This is a genomic window from Halopseudomonas salina (genome assembly GCF_008641105.1).
In genome coordinates, this window is record NZ_VTTI01000003.1 from 219562 (window position 1) to 238219 (window position 18658).

An 18658-nucleotide genomic window follows, 5' to 3' on the forward strand; every position below is an offset into this window, starting at 1 on the left:
TTATAGTGATTATCAGGTTGAGCTTGGGCAAGCGATTCGAAAGCTGTCATTCAGAGCGACCGGCAAAACCAGCGTGCTGAACCTGAACTCCTCAGCGGCGGCGCACAGGGCTCCGATCGATGGATCATCCCGGGACAAATCGTTATCTTCTGCCGGGTATTCCGCATTCAACACAGGCTTGCCAGCTTGGATAAATGCCAGCAGTTTGTGGCACTCGTTGTACTGGAAGCACTGCTCGTTGATTGAAAAATCAAAGTAATCAACCAGGGCTTCAATCTGTTCAAGGCCGTTCTTCAAGCCAACCCCAAGCCCACGGCGACGCGCCTCGTTGGCTATAAAGCGGTTATAGGCCAGTTGATCCTCGGCGGTTAAAGCAAAGCCGGTGCCCTCCAGATAACCCTGCACGTTATCGGGCTCTACGGCATCACAGCCCTTGTGCGCTGCCAGGTCCAGTCGTTCAGTCATGATCCGGCGCACGTTGTTTGAGCGGATATCCAGCCAACGCTCGGCAGGCCAGCCCCGCACGCCATCACCCAGGTCGCTATTGTTGAACTGATAGCGGTCTGCACGGTAATTCTCGTAAGTACCTGCGGAAAAATAGCAGATGACCTTGCGGCCTTCCGCCTGCAGGGAGTCGATAGTTGATTCGGGCGTGTTGAACAGGTCGATATTGTAGATATCGGCATCGTAGTCAGTATTCAACGGATGCTCATCGCTGACATACAGCTGCCACTGCCAGGTCACGCCCAAGGGCGGTCTGTACCAGTCAGCTTCCTTGACCGCGGCCATCTCGGTAGCCTCTGGTATCACCGCTTCCGGTGCGGGGCCGTTGGTCCCATAACAGCCGAAACTTGCCAGGGCCAAACCCGCTACAAACCACTTGAGCTTTTGCATTCGCCATCCTCTGCAGGTGGACAAATACAGTAGCACGCGTAGTACTTACCGCCGCAAGTCCGCCGCAGTTCCTGACGAGGGAATGGGTCAGCCGCCTGGGTGCTAGAGCATCAGCTATGGAGTCAGTTGCGACCCCGCAGCTTGTTGACCAGATCCTGAACCCGGCCTTTGACTTCGTCGACTGTCTGGCTTTCCTTGAGCGTAGTTCGAAGGCTCTGAAGCTGACTTTCGAACAACCCGGGCTTGTGCAGATCGCTGGCATCCTCGTTCCGGCCCAGTGGGAGAACGTGTTCGAAATAAGTGCCACTGAGAATACGCCGCAGAATACCCTCCCCCACAAATGCCTCGTCACTGTTCAGCGTGCGAGTAGCGCGTAACAGGCGACGCAAATCGTATTGCCCGGGGTAGATGTCGGGGACCTGCTTCTTGATACCAAGAAGACTGTAAACACCGATACGGGCCGTCCTTACCGAGCTTTCCAGGGTGAAAACCACGTCGTTATGGGTTTCCACAAACTGCCCCATGCATGCCAAATTGGTGCAGCCTGCGGGTATCACCTGTGGGCGGTCGCCCCTGGCCCTTGGCATGAATTGAGACGTAATGAAGGGCATCAGTGCGATACGTGATCTGGTTGCGGCAACTATAGCCTCAAGCTGGTCAATCAGGCCAAGGTGATAACACATCTCGGCCAGCACTTCCTTGCCGGTGCACTCGGGCATTGGCTTTTTCACATAATCGCCGGGCTTGTCCATCAACAGGGCATAGGTCCAGAGCACTATTACGTCGTCAGGCTGATCGGGAAAGTGCGGTTGGCGATTACAGGTAAAACTCATCAGCCAGGCGGAGTCGGTAAAGGTAATAATCCCGCCCGAAGCCGTGAAACCCGAATAGGGGTCGTTGACCGACAGCTCCTTGAGCTTGTCCATCAATGGCGAGGGCCTGCAAGTGAGCGTTACCGACTCCCATGTTGAGCGTGGAATGTCGCCACAAAACTTTTCCGGCCTGCCGAATATGTCCGATTGTGCTGCAAGATTCTTCCAGAGTTGCCAGCCGGATCCGGTACCGGCACGGCTTCTGTCATTCAGCTGTGGGGCAGTGTCGTCATCCGCGTAGACGGTGTCTTCGGTCATCGAGCCGGTGGTGACCAAAACCAGATCACTGGGCGCGACATTAACTATCTTGTTGCCATCACTGCTACGGCACTGAATGCTGTTGACGGTTCTGATGCCATTCTGGGTAACCATTCCCAGGTTTTCGACAATGGTATCGTACTCGATATTCACGCCCTGGTCCTTGAGCCAACTCATAAGCGGCCGGACAAAGCTGTCGTACTGGTTGTACTTCGGGAAGACCAGTGACGTCATGTCGTTAAGGCCATCCATCAGGTGCAGGAAACGGTGCATGTACAGCTTCATTTCCAGTGCCGAATGCCAGTTCTGGAAGGCGAACATGGTGCGCCACAGGGTGTAGAAGTTGGTTTCCAGAAAGCCTGCGCTAAACCATTGCTCGACGGTGACATCATCGAGATCCTCCTTGCGTGCCAGCAACAGCTTGATGATCTCCAGCTGCTGGCGTTTGCTGAGGTTCATGGTCGAGAAATCCTTGATTTTTCCCTGTTTCTCCATCAGGCGCGCTTTTGACCAGTTCTTGTCGGCATCATTGACGATGCGGTACTCGTCCAGCACGGTAAATGGCGCTGGCAGCTCCAGGGCTGGTATCTCGGAGAAAACGTCCCAGAAGTTCTGGTAGGTCATCTCCATTTCACGGCCGCCGCGCACGATGTAGCCGTCCGTTGGATTGCCGGCGCCATCCAGCGAGCCACCTTCTATGCCCTGCTCCTCGAGAAAGGTGATATTGGCGGCGGGCATGTGACCGTCACGAATCAGGAAGAAGGCAGCAGACAGGCCTGCGATACCGCCACCGACGATCCAGGCGCGACGCTCCGCAACACCCGGTGTCGGAAGGGGCCGGTGATTGGTGTAGCTTCCGTGCAGGTCAGCCGGTGGCAACGGCGTGTCGGTACCATTGTGCAATCGTTTTGCCGAGGCATCTGGCGCGGTATCAATGCTCTGTTTTTCGAGGGCATCAATGTGGGCTTTCAGCTTTGAATCAGACGCTTTTTCGGGGGCGGGGCTGTTCATTCAAACATTTCCTTGTCTGGTTGGTGAATTGATCTAGCAGATAGACCCAGATTGTTCAGCAGCGGTTCAATGAATTCGGGAGGCAAACTGAGCCGCGGCCAAATACACCAACATCAGCAGTCTGGATGTTGCTGCACCTGTGTGCTGCGAAGAGAATCAAGCGGGTAAGATGAGGCATTACACGTACACCGGAGAGAACATGACCAGCACAACACTGCATATTGCCCGGCGTTTCTGCGGGCCGCCGAACAGCGGCAACGGGGGCTACGTTTCCGGCCTTGTCGCCAGGCACATGGAGCAGCCTTGCCAGGTGACCCTGCACGCGCCGCCGCCCCTGGATACCGATCTGCAACTGCACCAGCATGAGGACGGACTACAGTTGAAGCACGGCGAGCAACTGCTGGCCAGTGCTCGTCCATACACCTTTGATATGGAAATCCCGGCTGCGCCATCCTTGCAGGAGGCCGAAGAAGCTCAGCAACGCTTTGTCGGCGTGCGCCATGACTTGCCAGGCTGCTTTGTATGCGGTACCAACCGTGACGCCGGGGACGGCCTGCGCATCTTCGCCGGCGAAGTATGCGAGCATCAGGAGCGGGTCGCTGCACTCTGGCAGCCCGCGGCGGATCTGGCTGACGCCGATGGCAATGTTGCCAGCGAGTATCTCTGGGCCGCCCTGGATTGCCCGGGCTTCTTCGCGGTCAAACCGGTCTCCGACATGGCCTTGCTGGGGCGCTACAGCGCCCGGCTAGAGCAGTCCGTACAAGCCGGGGAAACCCTGATCGTATCGGCCTGGGCAATCAGCCACGATGGCCGCAAACATAATGCCGGCAGCGCCCTGTTTCGCAGTGACGGCCAGCGTGTAGCCTGCGCTGAAGCAACGTGGATCAGCCTCAAACGTTGAGCAACTCATCGCCGGCTGCCCGCCAGCCGGTTTCTATTTCTGCCAGCCGGCAACCGCTCGGAACCAACCGGAACTTTCAACCGCTCCATCCTCTCCTATCCCGTGTACTGCACTGTTTTGCGCCAAGCACTCCCCCGCCTGCTGCCATCAAAGGACACGATATGGATCTGAAAAGTGGTTATCCCTTCTGGGCTGTCAAAAATGGCCTTATGTGTGAATTTCCCCAGCTCAAGGCTGATACCAGCTGCGATGTAGTAGTAGTGGGCGCGGGAATTACAGGATCACTGATCGCGGATGAGCTGGGTAAGAATGGCCTGGATGTAGTGGTGGTCGAGCAACGGGATGTTGCCTGGGGCAGCTCTGCGGCCAGCACCGCACTGCTGCAGTACGAGATCGATACCCACATGGTCGAGCTGGCTAAGATGTACGGTGAATTCCATGCACTGCAAGCCTATCAGGCGTGCGCAGACGCCATCATTGATCTGCGCGCTCTTGCCGAAGAGTTGGGCGATGTGGATTTTGCCATGCAGGAGAGTCTGTACTACGCCAGCAAACGCGGTCACAAATCGGTTCTACGTGAAGAATATGAGCTGCGCGTCAAACACGGTTTCGATGCGCAGTGGCTGGATGCCAAGGAGCTGAAGGAGCGCTTTGGTATCAAGGCACCCTGCGCCATCCTGACCAAACTGGCTGCGCGTGTAGACCCCTACCGCATGGCATCCAAGCTCTTGCTGCGGCTGGCGGAACGCGGTGGCAGAGTCTTTGATCGCACGGTAATCGACACCATCGACCCTTCCGAGAATGGCGTGACCCTGCGCACGCCCGCCGGCCTGCAGATTCAGGCTCAGCATGTGGTGATTGCAGCGGGTTATGCGTCCCAGAACTGGTTGAAAAAGTCGGTGGCCAAAAACCGCAGTAGCTACGCCTTTATTACCGACCCCATCGATGAATCGGACCTGGGTCTGTTGGCCTCGACCATGGCATGGGAGTCTGCCAGGCCCTATCTGTATATGCGTACCACAGGCGATGGCAGGCTTCTGGTTGGTGGCGACGATGACGATATGGACATTCCGGCGCGGCGCGACGCTCGGGTGCAGAGCAAGGCCAAGGGCCTGTGCAAGAAAGTGCAAAAGCTGTTGCCTGACCTTGAGATACAACCGGCCTTCAGTTGGGGCGGTACCTTCGCCGAAACCGAAGACGGACTGCCCTTTTTCGGCGCACACCCTCAGTACGGCCCGCGGGTACAATTTGCGATGGCTTACGGCGGCAATGGAATCAGTTACAGCATGATTGGGGCGGGCTTGTTGAGAGCCCATATTGAAGGTCGCTCACATCCCCTCACAGAGCTATTCGGCTTTGCGCGTACGGGTTAACTGTTGGGCGGGAGTAGCGCTAATCAGGCGACCGGATCGAACTGCTCAACCAGCTCGCGGGCAATCTTCTCCAGCATGAAGGTTTCCCGCTGGATCGACTGACCCATGGATTTCTCCTGGCGGGTCATTACCTGGCGGTTGTGGCTCACAGCCTCATTGACAGAAATCCACATGGGCCGCATGCCGTTGGCAATCTCATAGCTCTCCATCCGCGAGTCCACCAGATCCGCCGCGACGTCACACACAAAGAAATGTGAGGTCATGTGCATCAGATCGTAATCAGGCTTCCAGTGCGGGCGGTATTCCTCGATAAATCCGAAATGCTCCTTGACCTGCACGTCACGGGCGCCGGTTTCTTCTTCCAGTTCGCGAACCAGCGCTACGGCTATATCCTCGCCCTCGTCTATACCGCCGCCAGGCAAGCTGAAATCGTTATAGCGCTCGGTAAACAGCAGCAGAATCCGGTCTTCACGCAACACGATGCCACGCGCAGCATGCCGCCTGAGAATACGGCCCTCACGGCTGGTGAGCTCGGGGTGGATCAGTTCGTGGAGAAGCTTCATACGTACATCCGGTAGTCGGGGTTCGGAAAACCCGCGATTCTACCGGTGCAGGAGATAAATTTCACTGTTCAGCGCAAGTGATCAGGCATCCCGGGGGTAAGGCCGCAGCCCCAGCAACATCTCGGACTTGTCGGTAAGCGGCTCGTCCATCAGTTGCTGCTCGGTGTAAGCGGCGAGTTCGCCACGCAAAAGGGCATAGACCGCCTCGCGATCCTGGCTGGTGTCGAGTTCCACGCATTTGCCCTTCGACCTGAACAGCTCGACGGTTGGCAGGGTTTCTTCCTTGAAGGTATCGAACCGCAGCTTCATTGCCTCGACGTTGTCATCGGCGCGGCCCGAGTATTTGGCACGGCCCAGAATGCGCTGTTCAAGTACCGGGAACGGGCATTCGAAATACAGCATGACGGGCAGCTCGGCTTCGCGACCAAAGACCTCGTACCAGGCTTCCAGATTGGAGAGCGAGCGGGGAAAGCCATCGATCAGGAAATTGACCTTGCCGGTGGTGCGGGTGGTGCGCTCCATGGCGTCCTTGAGCAGACGCACAACAATCTCGTTGGGCACCAGTTTACCGGCGGCGATGTATTCCTTGATGATCTCGGTTGTTGGCCCCCCGGCTTGCTGCTCTGCACGCAGCAAATCGCCGGTGGACAGGTGGGTCCAGCCAAGCTGAATTTCCGCCAACTCGCACATGGTGCCCTTGCCTGCACCGGGGCCGCCAAGCACAAAGACCACATTGGGCTTCGGGCAAGGCTCACGCGGATCACAGTGATGAATCACGACCTTGGGCGCGGGCGCTACGCCCATCTTGTAGACATTCCACTCCCGGTCGGTTGGGGGTAACTCGTCTTCACAGGTGATCTCGTAAGCCAAATGGCCATCCAGACGGCTGATGCGCCAGGACTTGTAGCTGTTGGAGTAGGAAATCGCCGGACTTCTCGCTGCCTTGCCGTCGGCCCGGTCCCAGGCCATCTTGCCATTCCAGTAGCCCTGGCTGGAAACAACACCGGACTCGGATGTGGTGGGTGGCGCCTCGGACGGTACGTAGAGACCATCGACCTCCGGCAGGCCAGATCCGGATACTTCAATAAACAGGGTGTTGGGGACATCTTTGGATGTTTCGGTCATGTGTACTCTCATGTTCGGTTGACGACATATGAGGGAGCGTTTGCCTGCAAAAGCGACCTCGACGGGTTGGCGCCGATCACGGCGCGGCAAAGCGCGCCGGTTGCAACAGTCGGCAGCGGGGCCGAGATGGGGCGTTGGAGCCAGAAAGGAAGCAAGATTGTACCCTGAATTCCCCGGCTTTGCCCTCCCTTGGCATGGTTACTAGGCTAAGACCTAAAAGAGAAAGAGGAACTGATCGTGGAAGACAATTCCGCAGCTGAAATCGTTGTCATAGGCGCACTGGTAACTGCCACGAGCGTCGATCATCGGTATCGCCAACCTGACGTTGGCGGCCGTACTCGGCTATGTGACCGCCCGCTATGCGCTTGGGCTCGAGCTGATCGCCTCTCTGGCTGTCGGCGTGGCAATGACCGCAACCAGTGTAGGGGTATCCCTTGCTTCCTGGGAGGAGCAAGGTCTGGTGGATACCCACAACGGCCGGCTGCTTCTTGATGTGGCTGAATTGGATGATATTGCCGGCGTGGTGCTGATGGGGTTATTGCTGGCGATCATCCCGACGCTGCAACAGGCCAACGGCCAGGTGTGGAGTATCCTGGGGAGCACAGCATGGAATTACGCCATCAAGTTCACGCTGTTCGCCGCAGGCTGCCTGCTGTTCAGCCAATATATGGAGAAGCCAATTACCCACTGGAGTCGACGCCTGGAAACCGACTCCGGCGTTATGCAAACCATGCTTGGCCTTGCCGTGCTGATCGCAGCCATTTCCGGCTGGCTGGGTTTCTCGATGGCGGTGGGCGCGCTGTTTGCTGGCCTGGTATTCAGCCGCGATCCCGAAGCGGTCAATCGCGAAGCCAATTATGAAGACATCTACGCACTTCTGGCGCCCTTCTTCTTTATCGGTATTGGCCGCGAGATAGAACTGCAGGCATTGGCAGACAGCTGGACCTGGGGGCTGATCCTGGCTGCAGTGGCCATTGGCACCAAACTGGTCGGCGTAGGCCTCTCGGCCTGGCCTTTGATCGGGCGCAGTAGCGCCATGCTGCTGGCCGTAAGCATGGTGCCCCGCGCTGAAATCACCATGGTGGTGGCCCAGCAGGGCAAGCAGTTGGAGGTGCTGAGCGAGCAGCTCTACGCAGCATTAGTGGTGGTGACCGCGATCACCAGCCTGTTAGCACCTCTGGTGTTACGGCCGATGCTGCGTCGCGAGGCAGATCGCCCAAAAGCCTTTGACTGATGAGCATTCAGATCTGCGCCGCTTCAGCGGCATCGAGCAGCGCACTCTCGGTGCCAGCCCAGCCAATACAGGCGTCAGTGACTGATACTCCGTATTTCAGATCAGCTCCCATCGGCTGATTACCATCAAACAGATGACTTTCGAGCATGACGCCCCGCAGGCTTCTGTCCCCGGCCTTGCGCTGATCAATAACCGACTGCAACACCGCCGGCTGAAGCATCGGGTTCTTGTTGCTGTTCGCATGGCTGCAATCGACGATTATTCGCGGTGCCAGCCCCTGTTTTTCCAACGTTTGCCTGGCTGCTGCAACTGCCGAGGGCTGGTAGTTTGGCCCACCATGTCCGCCACGCAACACCAGGTGGGTATCAGCATTGCCCTGTGTGTGGATCAGGGCAGGCTGGCCGTGATTGTCCATACCGAAGTGCTGGTGCGGATGCGCTGCAGAGCGCATGGCGTCACAGGCAATACCCAGGCTGCCATCAGTGCCGTTCTTGAAGCCAACCGGCAGCGCCAGCCCACTGACCATTTCCCGATGAACCTGCGACTCACTGGTGCGCGCACCAATGGCTGCCCAACCCAGCAGATCATCCAGGTAGCCTGCCGCCATCGGCTGCAGCAGTTCGGTCGCTACCGGCAGTCCCAACTCTGCAATGGAGAGCATAAGACGGCGTGAGAGGGCCAGACCCTCGGCCATATCGCTGCTGTTATCCAGGTGCGGATCGTACATCAGCCCCTTCCAGCCAATGGTCGTGCGCGGCTTCTCCACGTAGGTGCGCATCACCAGCAGCAGGTGATCGCCGACTCTATGGGCTAGTTCAGCGAGCCGCTGCGCGTATTCGACGGCTGAATCCGGATCATGCAGGGAACAGGGGCCGACAATGACCAATAGGCGATCATCAATACCGTTGAGCACGGCGCGGATAGCCTCACGTTGCTGGTTGATCTGGTGGGCCAAGGCCGGGTGGCAAGGCAAACGTTCCCGCAACTGTGCTGGCGTAGGCAGAGGGACAGTGCGGCGCAGAGCTGGAGTGCGGGCGGGGTCGACCAGAGTATTGTCAATCAGCGTCAGGTCGCTGGGGGTGCTGGTGTGAAGCGTAGCGAGATTGGCGTTCATGCTAGGTTCCTTGCGTGGCGTTGTTTCGCCACGATTTTTCAATGTCTGTTTGGCGTTCGGTCTGGATGTCGGATTGCAGCGCGCAAGGCGCCGCTAAATCGCCAGTTACGATAGGAATAAGCGTTACAGCTGCAATAAATCGACATGATGTGAGCCTCGTTGGCAGTAGATGAATATCAATAATCAACCAATAAAAAACCCCGGGCGGGAAGCCGACCGGGGTTATGAAACTGCTGGTGGCGACCCTTGAACCGGGCGCCTGTGGGGTATCAGGCGCGCATGCGGCTAAACCAATACCCAAAATAGAAATATCCAACTACAGCTACAGATGTCACGCGCGAAAACTCGCTACCGATGCTCGGGGCACGGCAGGCAGTAACACGATGTACAGGCAGCATTGACATGGAAATCTCCGTTGAATTGGCTCGACTCTAGCCGATTGAGAAAAAGGCATCAAGCACGAAAAACCCACATACAGCCCTGCTGCCTGCCAAAGCAGGTTCATCGAGCGCGCGATACAGTAGAATGCTGTGCACAAGGAACCCAGGGGAGATGTATGGCAAGCGCCGATAGGCAGCTGCATCAGCTAGACAGGCAATTGATATGGGATGGCTTTAAACAGCTGGCTCCAATCTCCATATTTGTGGTCGCCTTCGGTGCCGCTTTTGGCCTGGCGGCGACCCAGGCCGGCCTCAGTGATCCGATGATCATGGCGATGAGCACGCTGGTCTTCGCCGGTGCCTCGCAGTTCGCAGCCCTTGATCTGTGGGGCCCCCAGGTACCCTTGTTCACGCTACTGATCACGGTGTTTGCAATTAATGCGCGGCACCTGCTAATGGGGGCAACGCTCTACCCCTGGCTTAGCCAACTGCCGCCAGCAAAGCGCTATGGCGTGATGTTGATCGCTTCCGATGCCAACTGGGCGATGTCGATGCAGGCCTTCACCCGCGGGCAACCGGGACTGGGCCTGTTATTCGGCGGAGGTTTGGCACTCTGGAGCTTCTGGATATTCGGCACCTGGCTCGGAGCGTCTTTTGGCAATCTTGTCAGCGACCCCAAGAGCTTTGGTCTGGACATGGTCATGGGCTGCTTTTTGCTTGCTATGGTAGTTGGCGGCGAGAAGAACCTGCGGATGCTGGTTATCTGGTCCGTCGCCGCCGGCTGCTCGCTGCTGGCCTACTGGTACCTGCCCGAGAACAGTCATGTTGTGGTCGGCGCGTTGGCCGGTGGCCTGGTGGGCACCTTCTGGGTGAGGCAAGCATGAGTGTCGAAACGGGCGGAATGGGCGCCTTGCTGGTCATTCTGGCAATGGCATTGGTGACCCTGGCCACGCGCTGGGGCGGCGTGTACGTCATGTCATTCGTGCCTATCGGCTACCGGGTAAAGCAATTTATTCACGCGGTGTCCGGCTCCGTACTGGTCGCACTCCTGGCTCCGTTGGCGGTGGAAGGCGATAACGCTGCCCGGCTGGCGCTGCTGACCACCGCAATCATGATGCTGCTGGTAAAAAAGCCGCTCCCCGCCATTGCAGCGGGCATTCTGGCCGCAGCCTTATTCCGGCAATTTGCCGCCTAGGGCAAAGCTGACAGCCTGCCGGGCATGAATCGCGGTGGTATCGAACAGTGGAACGGCTGTGTCCGCAGCCTGAATAAGCAGGCCTATCTCTGTGCAGCCCAGAATGACGCCCTGGGCGCCGCGGTCCGCCAAGGAGCCCACTACTTCAAGATAGGTCTTTTTCGAATCATCCCTGATCTGGCCCAGGCACAACTCGTTATAAATCACCGAATGCACCCGTTCCCGCTGGGGCTCGTCCGGTACCAGTACCTGAATACCCTGATTTTCAAGGCGCTCGCGATAGAAAGCCTGCTCCATGGTGAATCGCGTACCGAGCAAGCCGACCGACGTGATCCCTTCATGCCTGAGCACGGCGGCAGTGGCATCCGCTATATGCACAAGGGGGATATTTACGGCCTGTTCGATTTGCGCAGCGACCTTGTGCATAGTGTTGGTACACAGCACCAGAAAGTCTGCACCTGCCCCCTCCAGCGCCCTGGCCGCCTCGCCCAGCATCTTTGCTGTGGCGTCCCAGTCACCCTGGTGTTGCAGTGTTTCAATCTCGGCAAAGTCAACGCTGTAAAGCACCAATCGGGCCGAATGCAGCCCACCCAACTGGTCCCTGACACCCTGGTTAATCAGCCGATAATACGTCTGGCTGGACTCCCAGCTCATGCCCCCGATCAGACCTATGGTTTTCATTGGCAACCTCCCTGTTGTTTGAGATGCCCCCCAGTTTAGCGAGCGGGCCTGAGCTCGCAAGGAACCTCTTAGCGCTTGGCTTGCCAGATGAAGTAGGCCCAGATCGAAAAGGAGAGGCACATGTCATCGGAACCCGTAATACCAGAACCCACCACTGAAGAATCGGCAAGACCTGATTCGTCCCCTGATGCGACGGCAAAGGCAACCGACTCGACAGACAAAGCCAAGGCCACTGTGTATCGAATGGTCATGAAAAAGCATCTGTGTCCCTTCGGTCTGAAGTCGGTCGATATGCTCGAACGTGCTGGTTATAACGTTGAAGACAAATGGCTGACCACCCGCGAAGAGACTGATGCATTCAAGGAGCGGCATGATGTGGACACCACGCCGCAGACCTTCATCGGCAAAAACCGTGTCGGTGGGTACGACGAGCTTCGCCGCCATTTTGGCAAAAAAGTGAAAGCGCCAGACGAGACCAGCTACCAGCCAGTCCTGGCCGTATTCGGCGTGTCTGCCTTGTTGGCTCTGGCAGTAGGATGGATGCTGGGCGGGATGTTCAGCATTCGCTCAGCGGAGCTGTTCATTGCATTCAGCATGTCTATTCTGGCGCTGTTGAAACTGCAGGACATCGAAAGCTTTTCAACCATGTTCCTCAATTATGATCTTCTCGCCCAGCGCAAGGTGCCCTACTCCTACGTGTATCCATTTGCCGAGCTGTTCGCGGGGGTCTTGATGGTAGCCGGTGCCATGCTATGGCTAGCGATACCAGTCGCTCTGTTTATCGGGACCATCGGCGCGGCGTCCGTGCTCAAAGCGGTGTATATAGATCGTCGTGAACTCAAGTGCGCCTGCGTAGGCGGCGGCAGCAATGTGCCGCTCGGCTTCGTATCACTCACCGAGAACCTGATGATGATGGGTATGGGTGTGTGGATGCTCAGATACTATTTTGGCTGATTCGCCGCACAGCCACATCTTTCGGCCCGGCCGCCGGGCCGGGCCCTGAAACATTTTCACACGAACAATTACCTATTTATTAACGCCTGCACATCCGCGTGCTCTCTTCGCGGGTATAGCCTGCATGATCAAGACAGCGACGGAGTACGAAACGGAGCATGGAAGACAGCAACTTCGATTACGAAGGCACACTGGAAGCCTGCGCGCGCGGGGACCAGGCCGCCTTCAAGCGGTTGTATCAACAGGAAGCAGGGCAACTGCTCGGACTGGCGATTACACTTCTGGGGCGTCGCGACCAGGCGGAGGATTGTGTGCATGATGCACTGGTCAAGGTCTGGAGCAATGCCCATCGTTTCGATCGTACACTGGGCCAAGGGCGTGCCTGGATCTACAGCATCTTGCGCTATCGCGCACTCAATCAACTGCGGGGACGCGGCCGACTGGTCCAGACTGATGATAGCTTTATCGAACAGATGGCCGATGACAGCCCTCAGGCGGAACAGCACGCAAGCGATCAATCCGATGGTCGTCAGTTGCGTCATTGTCTTGGCCAATTGGAGCGTCCCAGGCGTCACCCGATTCTTCTGGCCTTCTACCGCGGCCTTACCCACGAACAGATAGCCAGCCGGCTGACTACGCCGCTGGGCACCATCAAGGGACGTATTCGCGCGGGGCTTCGCGCATTGCAGGAGTGTTTGCAAGCATGATTCCACACGACCTTGAGCCGCGTCGGGCTCTGATCGGCGAGTACGTGCTGGGCCTGCTTGATGAGCCGCAAGCCAGTGAAGTGCGCGATCTTATCGAGAGCGACCGTGAGGCAGCTCGCATGACGCTGGAGTGGGAGCGACATCTTCTGGACCTGACGGATCAGCTATCCCCGCAAGCGCCTTCGCCAGTTCTGTGGGAACGTATTCAGCAGACTCTGGGCTGGTCGGCAAATGCAGTCGCCGTTACCCCAAAGGGTTTCGTTCGCTGGTGGCAAAGCCTGGGACTCTGGCGCCTGACCAGCGGCGCGCTGGCCCTGCTGGTGCTACTGAGCTGGCTGCCCGGCGTGATGAAGCCAGAGGCCCCAGGACCCAGTTACACCGCGGTATTGCAGCAGCCGGGCGAAAGCGCTCAACCCGGCTGGGTGGTTACCATCGATGGGGATGGCGCGTTGCGCCTCAAATCACTTGTCGATGATCAGATACCCGAGGACCGCAGCGTGCAGTTCTGGACGCTGATTGATCCACAGGACGGCCCTCGCTCCTTGGGCCTGATCGAGCCGGGACAGGAAACCATGTTGAGCGCGGAACAGATCGGCGCGGTACAAGCAGGACAGTTGTTCGAGCTCACCCTCGAACCCACTGGTGGCTCGCCGCTGGATCGACCCACCGGCCCGGTGTTGTATATCGGTCGAGCGGTACTGATCGCCAGCAATTGAGCTACCGGAAAATTTATTTTCGATTGACGACATCCAGAACGGTTCCTCGCGGGTATTACCTGGCAGGTGGCTTGTAAAGCACCTTGCCGGGTGGGCTGAGCCCATCGTTCACGAATGCGAGGAACCACAGATGAATACTTTCAACAAACTGATCCTGACAACGTCACTGACATTGGCCGCAGGCACCGCCAGCGCAGCGCAGCTGCTCGCCCTGGATGCGGACGGCATGTTGCACAAGGTAGATACCGATGCGCTCGAGGTTACCGCCAGCATGGCCGTAGACGGCGCGAGCGATCTGCGCGGCATTGATGTGCGTCCAGCCAACGGCACTCTCTATGCCCTGGGCGGGGCTGACCAGCTCTACACGCTGGACATGGCGACGGGTAAAGCCACCTCTGGGGCAAAGTTGCAGAAAGCGCTTCCCGGCAGCGATCACGCCGTGGTGGATTTCAATCCGGTTGCCGACCGCTTGCGCTTGCTCGCCGCTGACGGCACCAATTTCCGCGTCAACGTCGAAACCGGTGAAGTGGCTACTGACGGTACCGTGGCCTATGCCAGTGATTTTGCGCATGGAGATATGACGGAACAGGTCGTGGCCGGCGCCTATACCAATTCATACGCAGGCACCGAGAAAACGGAGCTGTATACCGTCGATCTCACCAGCGGCATGCTGATGTTGCAGAATCCGCCAAACGACGGCGTGCAGCAGCCCGTTGGTGAACTGGCCAAAGGCCTGGATGGCGCCGCAATGGATATCCTCAGTGACGGCAAAGGCGGCAACACCGCCTATGTGCTCACCGGCAAGACATTGCATACGGTCGACCTGAAAACTGGAGCGCCAACGCCACTGGGTGATGTGAACGGGCTGCCCGAAGGTATTGTTGATATTGCTGTGTTGCCGACTATGTAGGTTGTAGCTTTTACAGGCATCAGCCCTGAGCGCTTGCTCAGGGTTTCCTCAAACCGTAACCAAAAAATCACTGTCAGGTCACACTACCCGCCCAAGCTGAACGCCTCGTAGTATCACGTAGTAAGAGGATAGTTCATGCGACCTTTGATTTTCCGGAGTGCCTTGCTGGTCTCCGCCCTGACCCTCGCAGCCTGCAATGGCTCTGATTCCGACGACAACACTCCGGACAATTCCACCAGCCCCTTCACCCTCCAGCTGCTGCATTTTGCTGACGTGGACGGCGGTGGCACGGCAGCCATGTTCAATGTCGATAACTTTTCAGCGCTGGTTGACCATTTTAGGGGAGAAATGCCGGACAACACCCTGCTGGTAAGCTCTGGCGATAATTACATCCCCGGCCCGATCTTCCAGGCCAGCGGTGATCCGCGCATGGACGCTGTCGTAGGCGTAGCAGATGAGGGGCGCGGCGAAACACAGATCCAGAACCAGCTTGGTGTACAAGTATCCGCTGTCGGAAACCACGACCTGGATACCGGACCTGCAGGTTTTGCCGGCATCATCGCACCGGACGGCGCTTACAGCGGTGCCGAATTTCCGTACATATCGTCCAATATTGATTTTGCTGCCGATCCCGCCACCGCAGGCCTCTTGGTCGCGGGAGGCCAGGAAGCAAGCAGCATTGGCGGCAAGGTTGCACCCTCGGCGGTAATTACCGTGAACGGGGAGCGTATCGGCCTGGTGGGAGCCGTTACCCCTACCCTTCCATCCATTACCTCAACGGGTAACCTGACCATTGCGCCTGCAGGCTTTCAGAGCAATAACGAAGGCAGTCTCGATGATCTGGCCGCGGTGATTCAGGCTGAGGTAGATGCGCTGCGAAATGATGAAATCAACAAGATCATTCTGCTTTCGCACATGCAGGTCCTTGATGTAGAACGTGCACTGGCAACTCGCCTGGAAGGCGTTGATATCATTGTAGGTGGCGGCTCCAACACCATTCTGGCCAACAACAATGATGTCCTGCGTGACGGCGATAGTGCCGGCGATGATTATCCACTGATGTTTACCAGCCCGGCCAACGAGCCGGTGCTGCTGGTCAATACCGATGCGGATTACAAGTATCTGGGCCGTTTGCTGGTCGACTTCGACGATCAGGGCGTGATCATTACCGACAGCATCGACAACAGTGAAAGCGGTGCCTGGGCGAGCATCGACAGCATCGTGACCCAGCAAAACGCCACGCCCATCGCAGATGTGACTGACGTTGCGGATGTCATTCGGGTCATTCTCGGCGAACTGGATGGGACCGCCTTTGGTGTAACCGAGGTCTTCCTGGATGGTCGCCGCGAGTTTGTACGTAGCCGCGAGACTAACCTGGGTAATCTGTCAGCCGATGCCAACCTCTGGTACGCGTCGGAAATGACCCTCACCGCACCACCCCTGGTATCAGTGAAGAACGGCGGCGGTATTCGCGCACCAATTGGACGTATTGTCAGCCCTGCCGGCTCTACCTCCGCTGATGATCTGCAGCTACTGCCACCGGCAGGCAATGACTTCGGCAAGCCCGAGGGCGGCATTTCACAGCTGGATATCCAGACCGCCTTTGCCTTCAACAATGGCCTGGCCCTGGTAACCATGACTGCTGCCGAGCTGCACGATCTGACCGAGGAGATGATCAAGGGCAACTTTACCCATACGTCTGGTCTGCGTCTGAGCTTTGATCCAACGGCACCCGCGCGCTCCAACGGCGACACCAACCTGGGACTGGCTACTGATGGGCAGCGGGTAATCGACCTCGACGTGCTGGTTGACCCGACCGCCACCACCGAAGCTGCTCGCTGGGACCGCATCGTTGAAGATGGCGTCGTAGTCGGCAATCCTAATCGCAGCTTCCGTGTAGTGGCTCTGGACTTTCTGGCCAACTGCGCAGCGCCGGCCGGCTCACCCTTTGCTACCGCCAACTGCGGCAGCTCCTGGCCATTCAAGGGTTTGCTCAACGCCGAGCATAAATCCCTGCTGGAGGCCGACGTAGCGAATAACGATCCAGGCCAGGTGAGCTTTTCCAGCACCGGCGGTGAACAGGATGCACTTGCCGAGTATCTGCTGGAGTTTCACGGCGATAGTACCAAGGCTTACGATGTACCCTTCAATGTCAACGAACGCCTGATACCTGTAGCACCCTGACAAATAACAAGCGTAACGCGCTAGACATTACCCCGGCTTGCCGGGGTTTTTTATTCGTGTGGGGAAAGATACCCTGGCTCAGGCCGTTTTACAGCAAGCCAGTTTGCCAACGAAATCTTTTGCCGGCAGCGGATGACCCAGTAGGTAACCCTGGAGCACATCACAATTCATAGCGGCCAGATAGGATCGCTGTTCTGCCGTTTCGATGCCTTCTGCAACGATACGCAGGCCGAGGGCCTGACCAAATTGCACCACCGCCGAGATAACCGCCCGGTCACGCGGGCCATGCTGCACACCGTTGACAAAACCGCGCGCTGTTTTCAACTCTTTGACTGGCAGGTCCTTGAGGTGCAGCAAGCTCGAATGACCAGAACCGAAGGCATCCAGTGAGACATCAACCCCCAGGTCGGCCAGAGCATGCAGAACTTGCATGCTGGCGCCAAGCTCACCCATGACAACGGTTTCAGTGATTTCGATGATCAGGGTACCGGCCGGAAGAGCGTTAGTTTCCAGGGCAGATTTCACGCTATCGACAAACCCGACGTGTGAAAGCTGCATAGCGGACACGTTGACGGCGACACACCATTGCGTATGACCTTCTGAGCGCCAAATACCCATTTGCCGGCATGCTTGCTGCAATACCCATTTGTCGATCTCGACAATCAGGCCCGACTGCTCGGCCAGGCCGATAAATGCACTTGGAGCAAGTAGACCCTGAGTTGGATGGTGCCAACGCACCAAGGCCTCTGCGCCCACAACGTGCCCGCCACTAGCGGAAAACTTAGGTTGGTAGTAAAGCTCGAACTCCTCTTTCTGCAGCGCACGCCGCAAATCCTGCAGCAGATCAAGTTGATCGACTGCTTCGGCATTCATGGAAGAATCAAAAAAGCTGAATGCATTCTTGCCATGAAATTTGGCGTGATACATCGCCGCGTCAGCATTGGTCAGCAGCGTTTGTTGATCCGAACCGTCGCAGGGGTAAATCGCGACGCCGAGGCTGGTTGAGAGACGCAATTCGTGATCGCCGACATGGAAGGGATCCCTGATCAACCTGATGATCAATTCCGCTATGCTTGCTGCATCTTCCAGACCATCGACTTGTGCGAGCACCACGAACTCATCGCCTCCCACCCTTGCGACGGTATCAGAGGCGCGGAGCCTTTCGGTCAAGCGCCGGCCAACCTGATTGAGAAGCTCGTCGCCAACCGGATGGCCAAAGCTATCATTAATTGACTTGAAGCCGTCCAGATCAAGGAACATCAGGGTAAACATGCCACTCTGACGTTTGTTTTTACCGATACTTTGCTCAATCCGGTCTTCCAGCAACAGGCGATTCGGCAATTTGGTGAGCGTGTCATGCAACGCCAGTTGCGTCAGCTCCTTGTTGGATCTCACACCACCGCCGAGAAGCACCGTGTCTCTACCGACACGTCTATCTAGTAACGTGGTAACTACCGCGATGCCAAGCGTAAGCAAGGCCAGAACCAGCAATGCTGTGGTCAGGTCATAGCTACCAATCAAAAGGATTCCTCGTTTGATGTAAAGCCTGGATGAACATGCAGGTCACTTTAATGCGCCCGATCAGC

The 18658-nt window shown here is 57.4% G+C and carries 18 protein-coding genes; 10 read left to right on the forward strand and 8 right to left on the reverse strand.

What is annotated here, in order from left to right; all coding sequences use genetic code 11:
* Positions 1 to 12: 12 nt before the first annotated feature.
* Together FZF01_RS06320 and FZF01_RS06325 are read right to left on the reverse strand one after the other, a co-directional pair.
* Positions 13 to 894 (reverse strand): endo alpha-1,4 polygalactosaminidase, encoded by an 882-nt coding sequence (locus FZF01_RS06320; RefSeq protein ID WP_150277298.1) that lies wholly within the window; start codon positions 892 to 894, stop codon positions 13 to 15.
* 122 nt (positions 895 to 1016) lie between these two features.
* On the reverse strand, positions 1017 to 3035 hold the full coding sequence (locus FZF01_RS06325; protein WP_150277299.1) for an oleate hydratase: 2019 nt from the start codon (positions 3033 to 3035) through the stop codon (positions 1017 to 1019).
* Positions 3036 to 3234: 199 nt separating this feature from the next.
* On the opposite strand from FZF01_RS06325, the gene FZF01_RS06330 reads away from it, so the two are divergent.
* Together FZF01_RS06330 and FZF01_RS06335 are read left to right on the forward strand one after the other, a co-directional pair.
* On the forward strand, positions 3235 to 3936 hold the full coding sequence (locus tag FZF01_RS06330; protein WP_223825420.1) for a hypothetical protein: 702 nt from the start codon (positions 3235 to 3237) through the stop codon (positions 3934 to 3936).
* 161 nt (positions 3937 to 4097) lie between these two features.
* Positions 4098 to 5309: an NAD(P)/FAD-dependent oxidoreductase gene (locus tag FZF01_RS06335; RefSeq protein WP_150277300.1), complete on the forward strand. Its 1212-nt coding sequence runs from the start codon at positions 4098 to 4100 to the stop codon at positions 5307 to 5309.
* Between the two features lie 23 nt (positions 5310 to 5332).
* Here FZF01_RS06335 and FZF01_RS06340 read toward each other — a convergent pair whose 3' ends face one another.
* Entirely contained in the window at positions 5333 to 5872 is a 540-nt protein-coding gene (locus FZF01_RS06340) for an NUDIX hydrolase (RefSeq protein ID WP_150277301.1), read from the reverse strand.
* An 81-nt stretch (positions 5873 to 5953) separates the two neighbouring features.
* A complete protein-coding gene (locus FZF01_RS06345) occupies positions 5954 to 6997 on the reverse strand; it encodes a nucleoside monophosphate kinase (RefSeq protein ID WP_150277302.1) in 1044 nt (347 codons plus the stop codon).
* Positions 6998 to 7307: 310 nt separating this feature from the next.
* Between FZF01_RS06345 and FZF01_RS06350 the strand changes: the two genes are divergently transcribed.
* Positions 7308 to 8231: a cation:proton antiporter gene (locus FZF01_RS06350; protein WP_396254062.1), complete on the forward strand. Its 924-nt coding sequence runs from the start codon at positions 7308 to 7310 to the stop codon at positions 8229 to 8231.
* A 7-nt stretch (positions 8232 to 8238) separates the two neighbouring features.
* On the opposite strand, the gene FZF01_RS06355 is transcribed toward FZF01_RS06350, so the two are convergent.
* On the reverse strand, positions 8239 to 9345 hold the full coding sequence (locus tag FZF01_RS06355; protein WP_150277304.1) for a 3-deoxy-7-phosphoheptulonate synthase: 1107 nt from the start codon (positions 9343 to 9345) through the stop codon (positions 8239 to 8241).
* Position 9346: 1 nt separating this feature from the next.
* A complete protein-coding gene (locus tag FZF01_RS19395) occupies positions 9347 to 9661 on the reverse strand; it encodes a hypothetical protein (protein ID WP_188434304.1) in 315 nt (104 codons plus the stop codon).
* 240 nt (positions 9662 to 9901) lie between these two features.
* On the opposite strand from FZF01_RS19395, the gene FZF01_RS06360 reads away from it, so the two are divergent.
* The gene (locus FZF01_RS06360) at positions 9902 to 10609 is read left to right on the forward strand and encodes an AzlC family ABC transporter permease (protein ID WP_150277305.1); all 708 of its coding nucleotides are present in this window, start codon (positions 9902 to 9904) and stop codon (positions 10607 to 10609) included.
* Positions 10606 to 10920 (forward strand): AzlD family protein, encoded by a 315-nt coding sequence (locus FZF01_RS06365; RefSeq protein WP_150277306.1) that lies wholly within the window; start codon positions 10606 to 10608, stop codon positions 10918 to 10920. Before FZF01_RS06360 ends, FZF01_RS06365 begins: the two co-directional genes overlap by 4 nt.
* Here FZF01_RS06365 and FZF01_RS06370 read toward each other — a convergent pair.
* Positions 10897 to 11601 (reverse strand): aspartate/glutamate racemase family protein, encoded by a 705-nt coding sequence (locus FZF01_RS06370; RefSeq protein ID WP_150277307.1) that lies wholly within the window; start codon positions 11599 to 11601, stop codon positions 10897 to 10899. The genes FZF01_RS06365 and FZF01_RS06370 overlap by 24 nt on opposite strands.
* Before the next feature lie 120 nt (positions 11602 to 11721).
* Between FZF01_RS06370 and FZF01_RS06375 the strand changes: the two genes are divergently transcribed.
* The 5 genes from FZF01_RS06375 (at position 11722) to FZF01_RS06395 (ending at position 17072) form a co-directional block, all read left to right on the forward strand.
* Positions 11722 to 12555 (forward strand): MauE/DoxX family redox-associated membrane protein, encoded by an 834-nt coding sequence (locus tag FZF01_RS06375; RefSeq protein WP_150277308.1) that lies wholly within the window; start codon positions 11722 to 11724, stop codon positions 12553 to 12555.
* Between the two features lie 158 nt (positions 12556 to 12713).
* Complete coding sequence (locus FZF01_RS06380) at positions 12714 to 13262, forward strand: sigma-70 family RNA polymerase sigma factor (RefSeq protein WP_150277309.1); 549 nt, start codon at positions 12714 to 12716, stop codon at positions 13260 to 13262.
* A complete protein-coding gene (locus FZF01_RS06385; protein WP_150277310.1) occupies positions 13259 to 13978 on the forward strand; it encodes an anti-sigma factor in 720 nt (239 codons plus the stop codon). The genes FZF01_RS06380 and FZF01_RS06385 overlap by 4 nt, the downstream gene beginning before the upstream one ends.
* A 130-nt stretch (positions 13979 to 14108) precedes the next feature.
* The gene (locus FZF01_RS06390; RefSeq protein WP_150277311.1) at positions 14109 to 14888 is read left to right on the forward strand and encodes a DUF4394 domain-containing protein; all 780 of its coding nucleotides are present in this window, start codon (positions 14109 to 14111) and stop codon (positions 14886 to 14888) included.
* A 135-nt stretch (positions 14889 to 15023) separates the two neighbouring features.
* The gene (locus FZF01_RS06395) at positions 15024 to 17072 is read left to right on the forward strand and encodes a bifunctional metallophosphatase/5'-nucleotidase (protein ID WP_150277312.1); all 2049 of its coding nucleotides are present in this window, start codon (positions 15024 to 15026) and stop codon (positions 17070 to 17072) included.
* Positions 17073 to 17150: 78 nt separating this feature from the next.
* Here the strand turns inward: FZF01_RS06395 and FZF01_RS06400 are convergent, their stop codons facing one another.
* The gene (locus FZF01_RS06400) at positions 17151 to 18593 is read right to left on the reverse strand and encodes a putative bifunctional diguanylate cyclase/phosphodiesterase (protein ID WP_150277313.1); all 1443 of its coding nucleotides are present in this window, start codon (positions 18591 to 18593) and stop codon (positions 17151 to 17153) included.
* Positions 18594 to 18658 lie beyond the last annotated feature (65 nt).

Coding starts and splice junctions, on each gene's coding strand:
- FZF01_RS06320 (WP_150277298.1), bottom strand. CDS start 894: ATGCAAAAGCTCAAGTGGTTTGTAGCGGGTTTGGCCCTGGCAAGTTTC.
- FZF01_RS06325 (WP_150277299.1), bottom strand. CDS start 3,035: ATGAACAGCCCCGCCCCCGAAAAAGCGTCTGATTCAAAGCTGAAAGCC.
- FZF01_RS06330 (WP_223825420.1), top strand. CDS start 3,235: ATGACCAGCACAACACTGCATATTGCCCGGCGTTTCTGCGGGCCGCCG.
- FZF01_RS06335 (WP_150277300.1), top strand. CDS start 4,098: ATGGATCTGAAAAGTGGTTATCCCTTCTGGGCTGTCAAAAATGGCCTT.
- FZF01_RS06340 (WP_150277301.1), bottom strand. CDS start 5,872: ATGAAGCTTCTCCACGAACTGATCCACCCCGAGCTCACCAGCCGTGAG.
- FZF01_RS06345 (WP_150277302.1), bottom strand. CDS start 6,997: ATGACCGAAACATCCAAAGATGTCCCCAACACCCTGTTTATTGAAGTA.
- FZF01_RS06355 (WP_150277304.1), bottom strand. CDS start 9,345: ATGAACGCCAATCTCGCTACGCTTCACACCAGCACCCCCAGCGACCTG.
- FZF01_RS06360 (WP_150277305.1), top strand. CDS start 9,902: ATGGCAAGCGCCGATAGGCAGCTGCATCAGCTAGACAGGCAATTGATA.
- FZF01_RS06365 (WP_150277306.1), top strand. CDS start 10,606: ATGAGTGTCGAAACGGGCGGAATGGGCGCCTTGCTGGTCATTCTGGCA.
- FZF01_RS06370 (WP_150277307.1), bottom strand. CDS start 11,601: ATGAAAACCATAGGTCTGATCGGGGGCATGAGCTGGGAGTCCAGCCAG.
- FZF01_RS06375 (WP_150277308.1), top strand. CDS start 11,722: ATGTCATCGGAACCCGTAATACCAGAACCCACCACTGAAGAATCGGCA.
- FZF01_RS06380 (WP_150277309.1), top strand. CDS start 12,714: ATGGAAGACAGCAACTTCGATTACGAAGGCACACTGGAAGCCTGCGCG.
- FZF01_RS06385 (WP_150277310.1), top strand. CDS start 13,259: ATGATTCCACACGACCTTGAGCCGCGTCGGGCTCTGATCGGCGAGTAC.
- FZF01_RS06390 (WP_150277311.1), top strand. CDS start 14,109: ATGAATACTTTCAACAAACTGATCCTGACAACGTCACTGACATTGGCC.
- FZF01_RS06395 (WP_150277312.1), top strand. CDS start 15,024: ATGCGACCTTTGATTTTCCGGAGTGCCTTGCTGGTCTCCGCCCTGACC.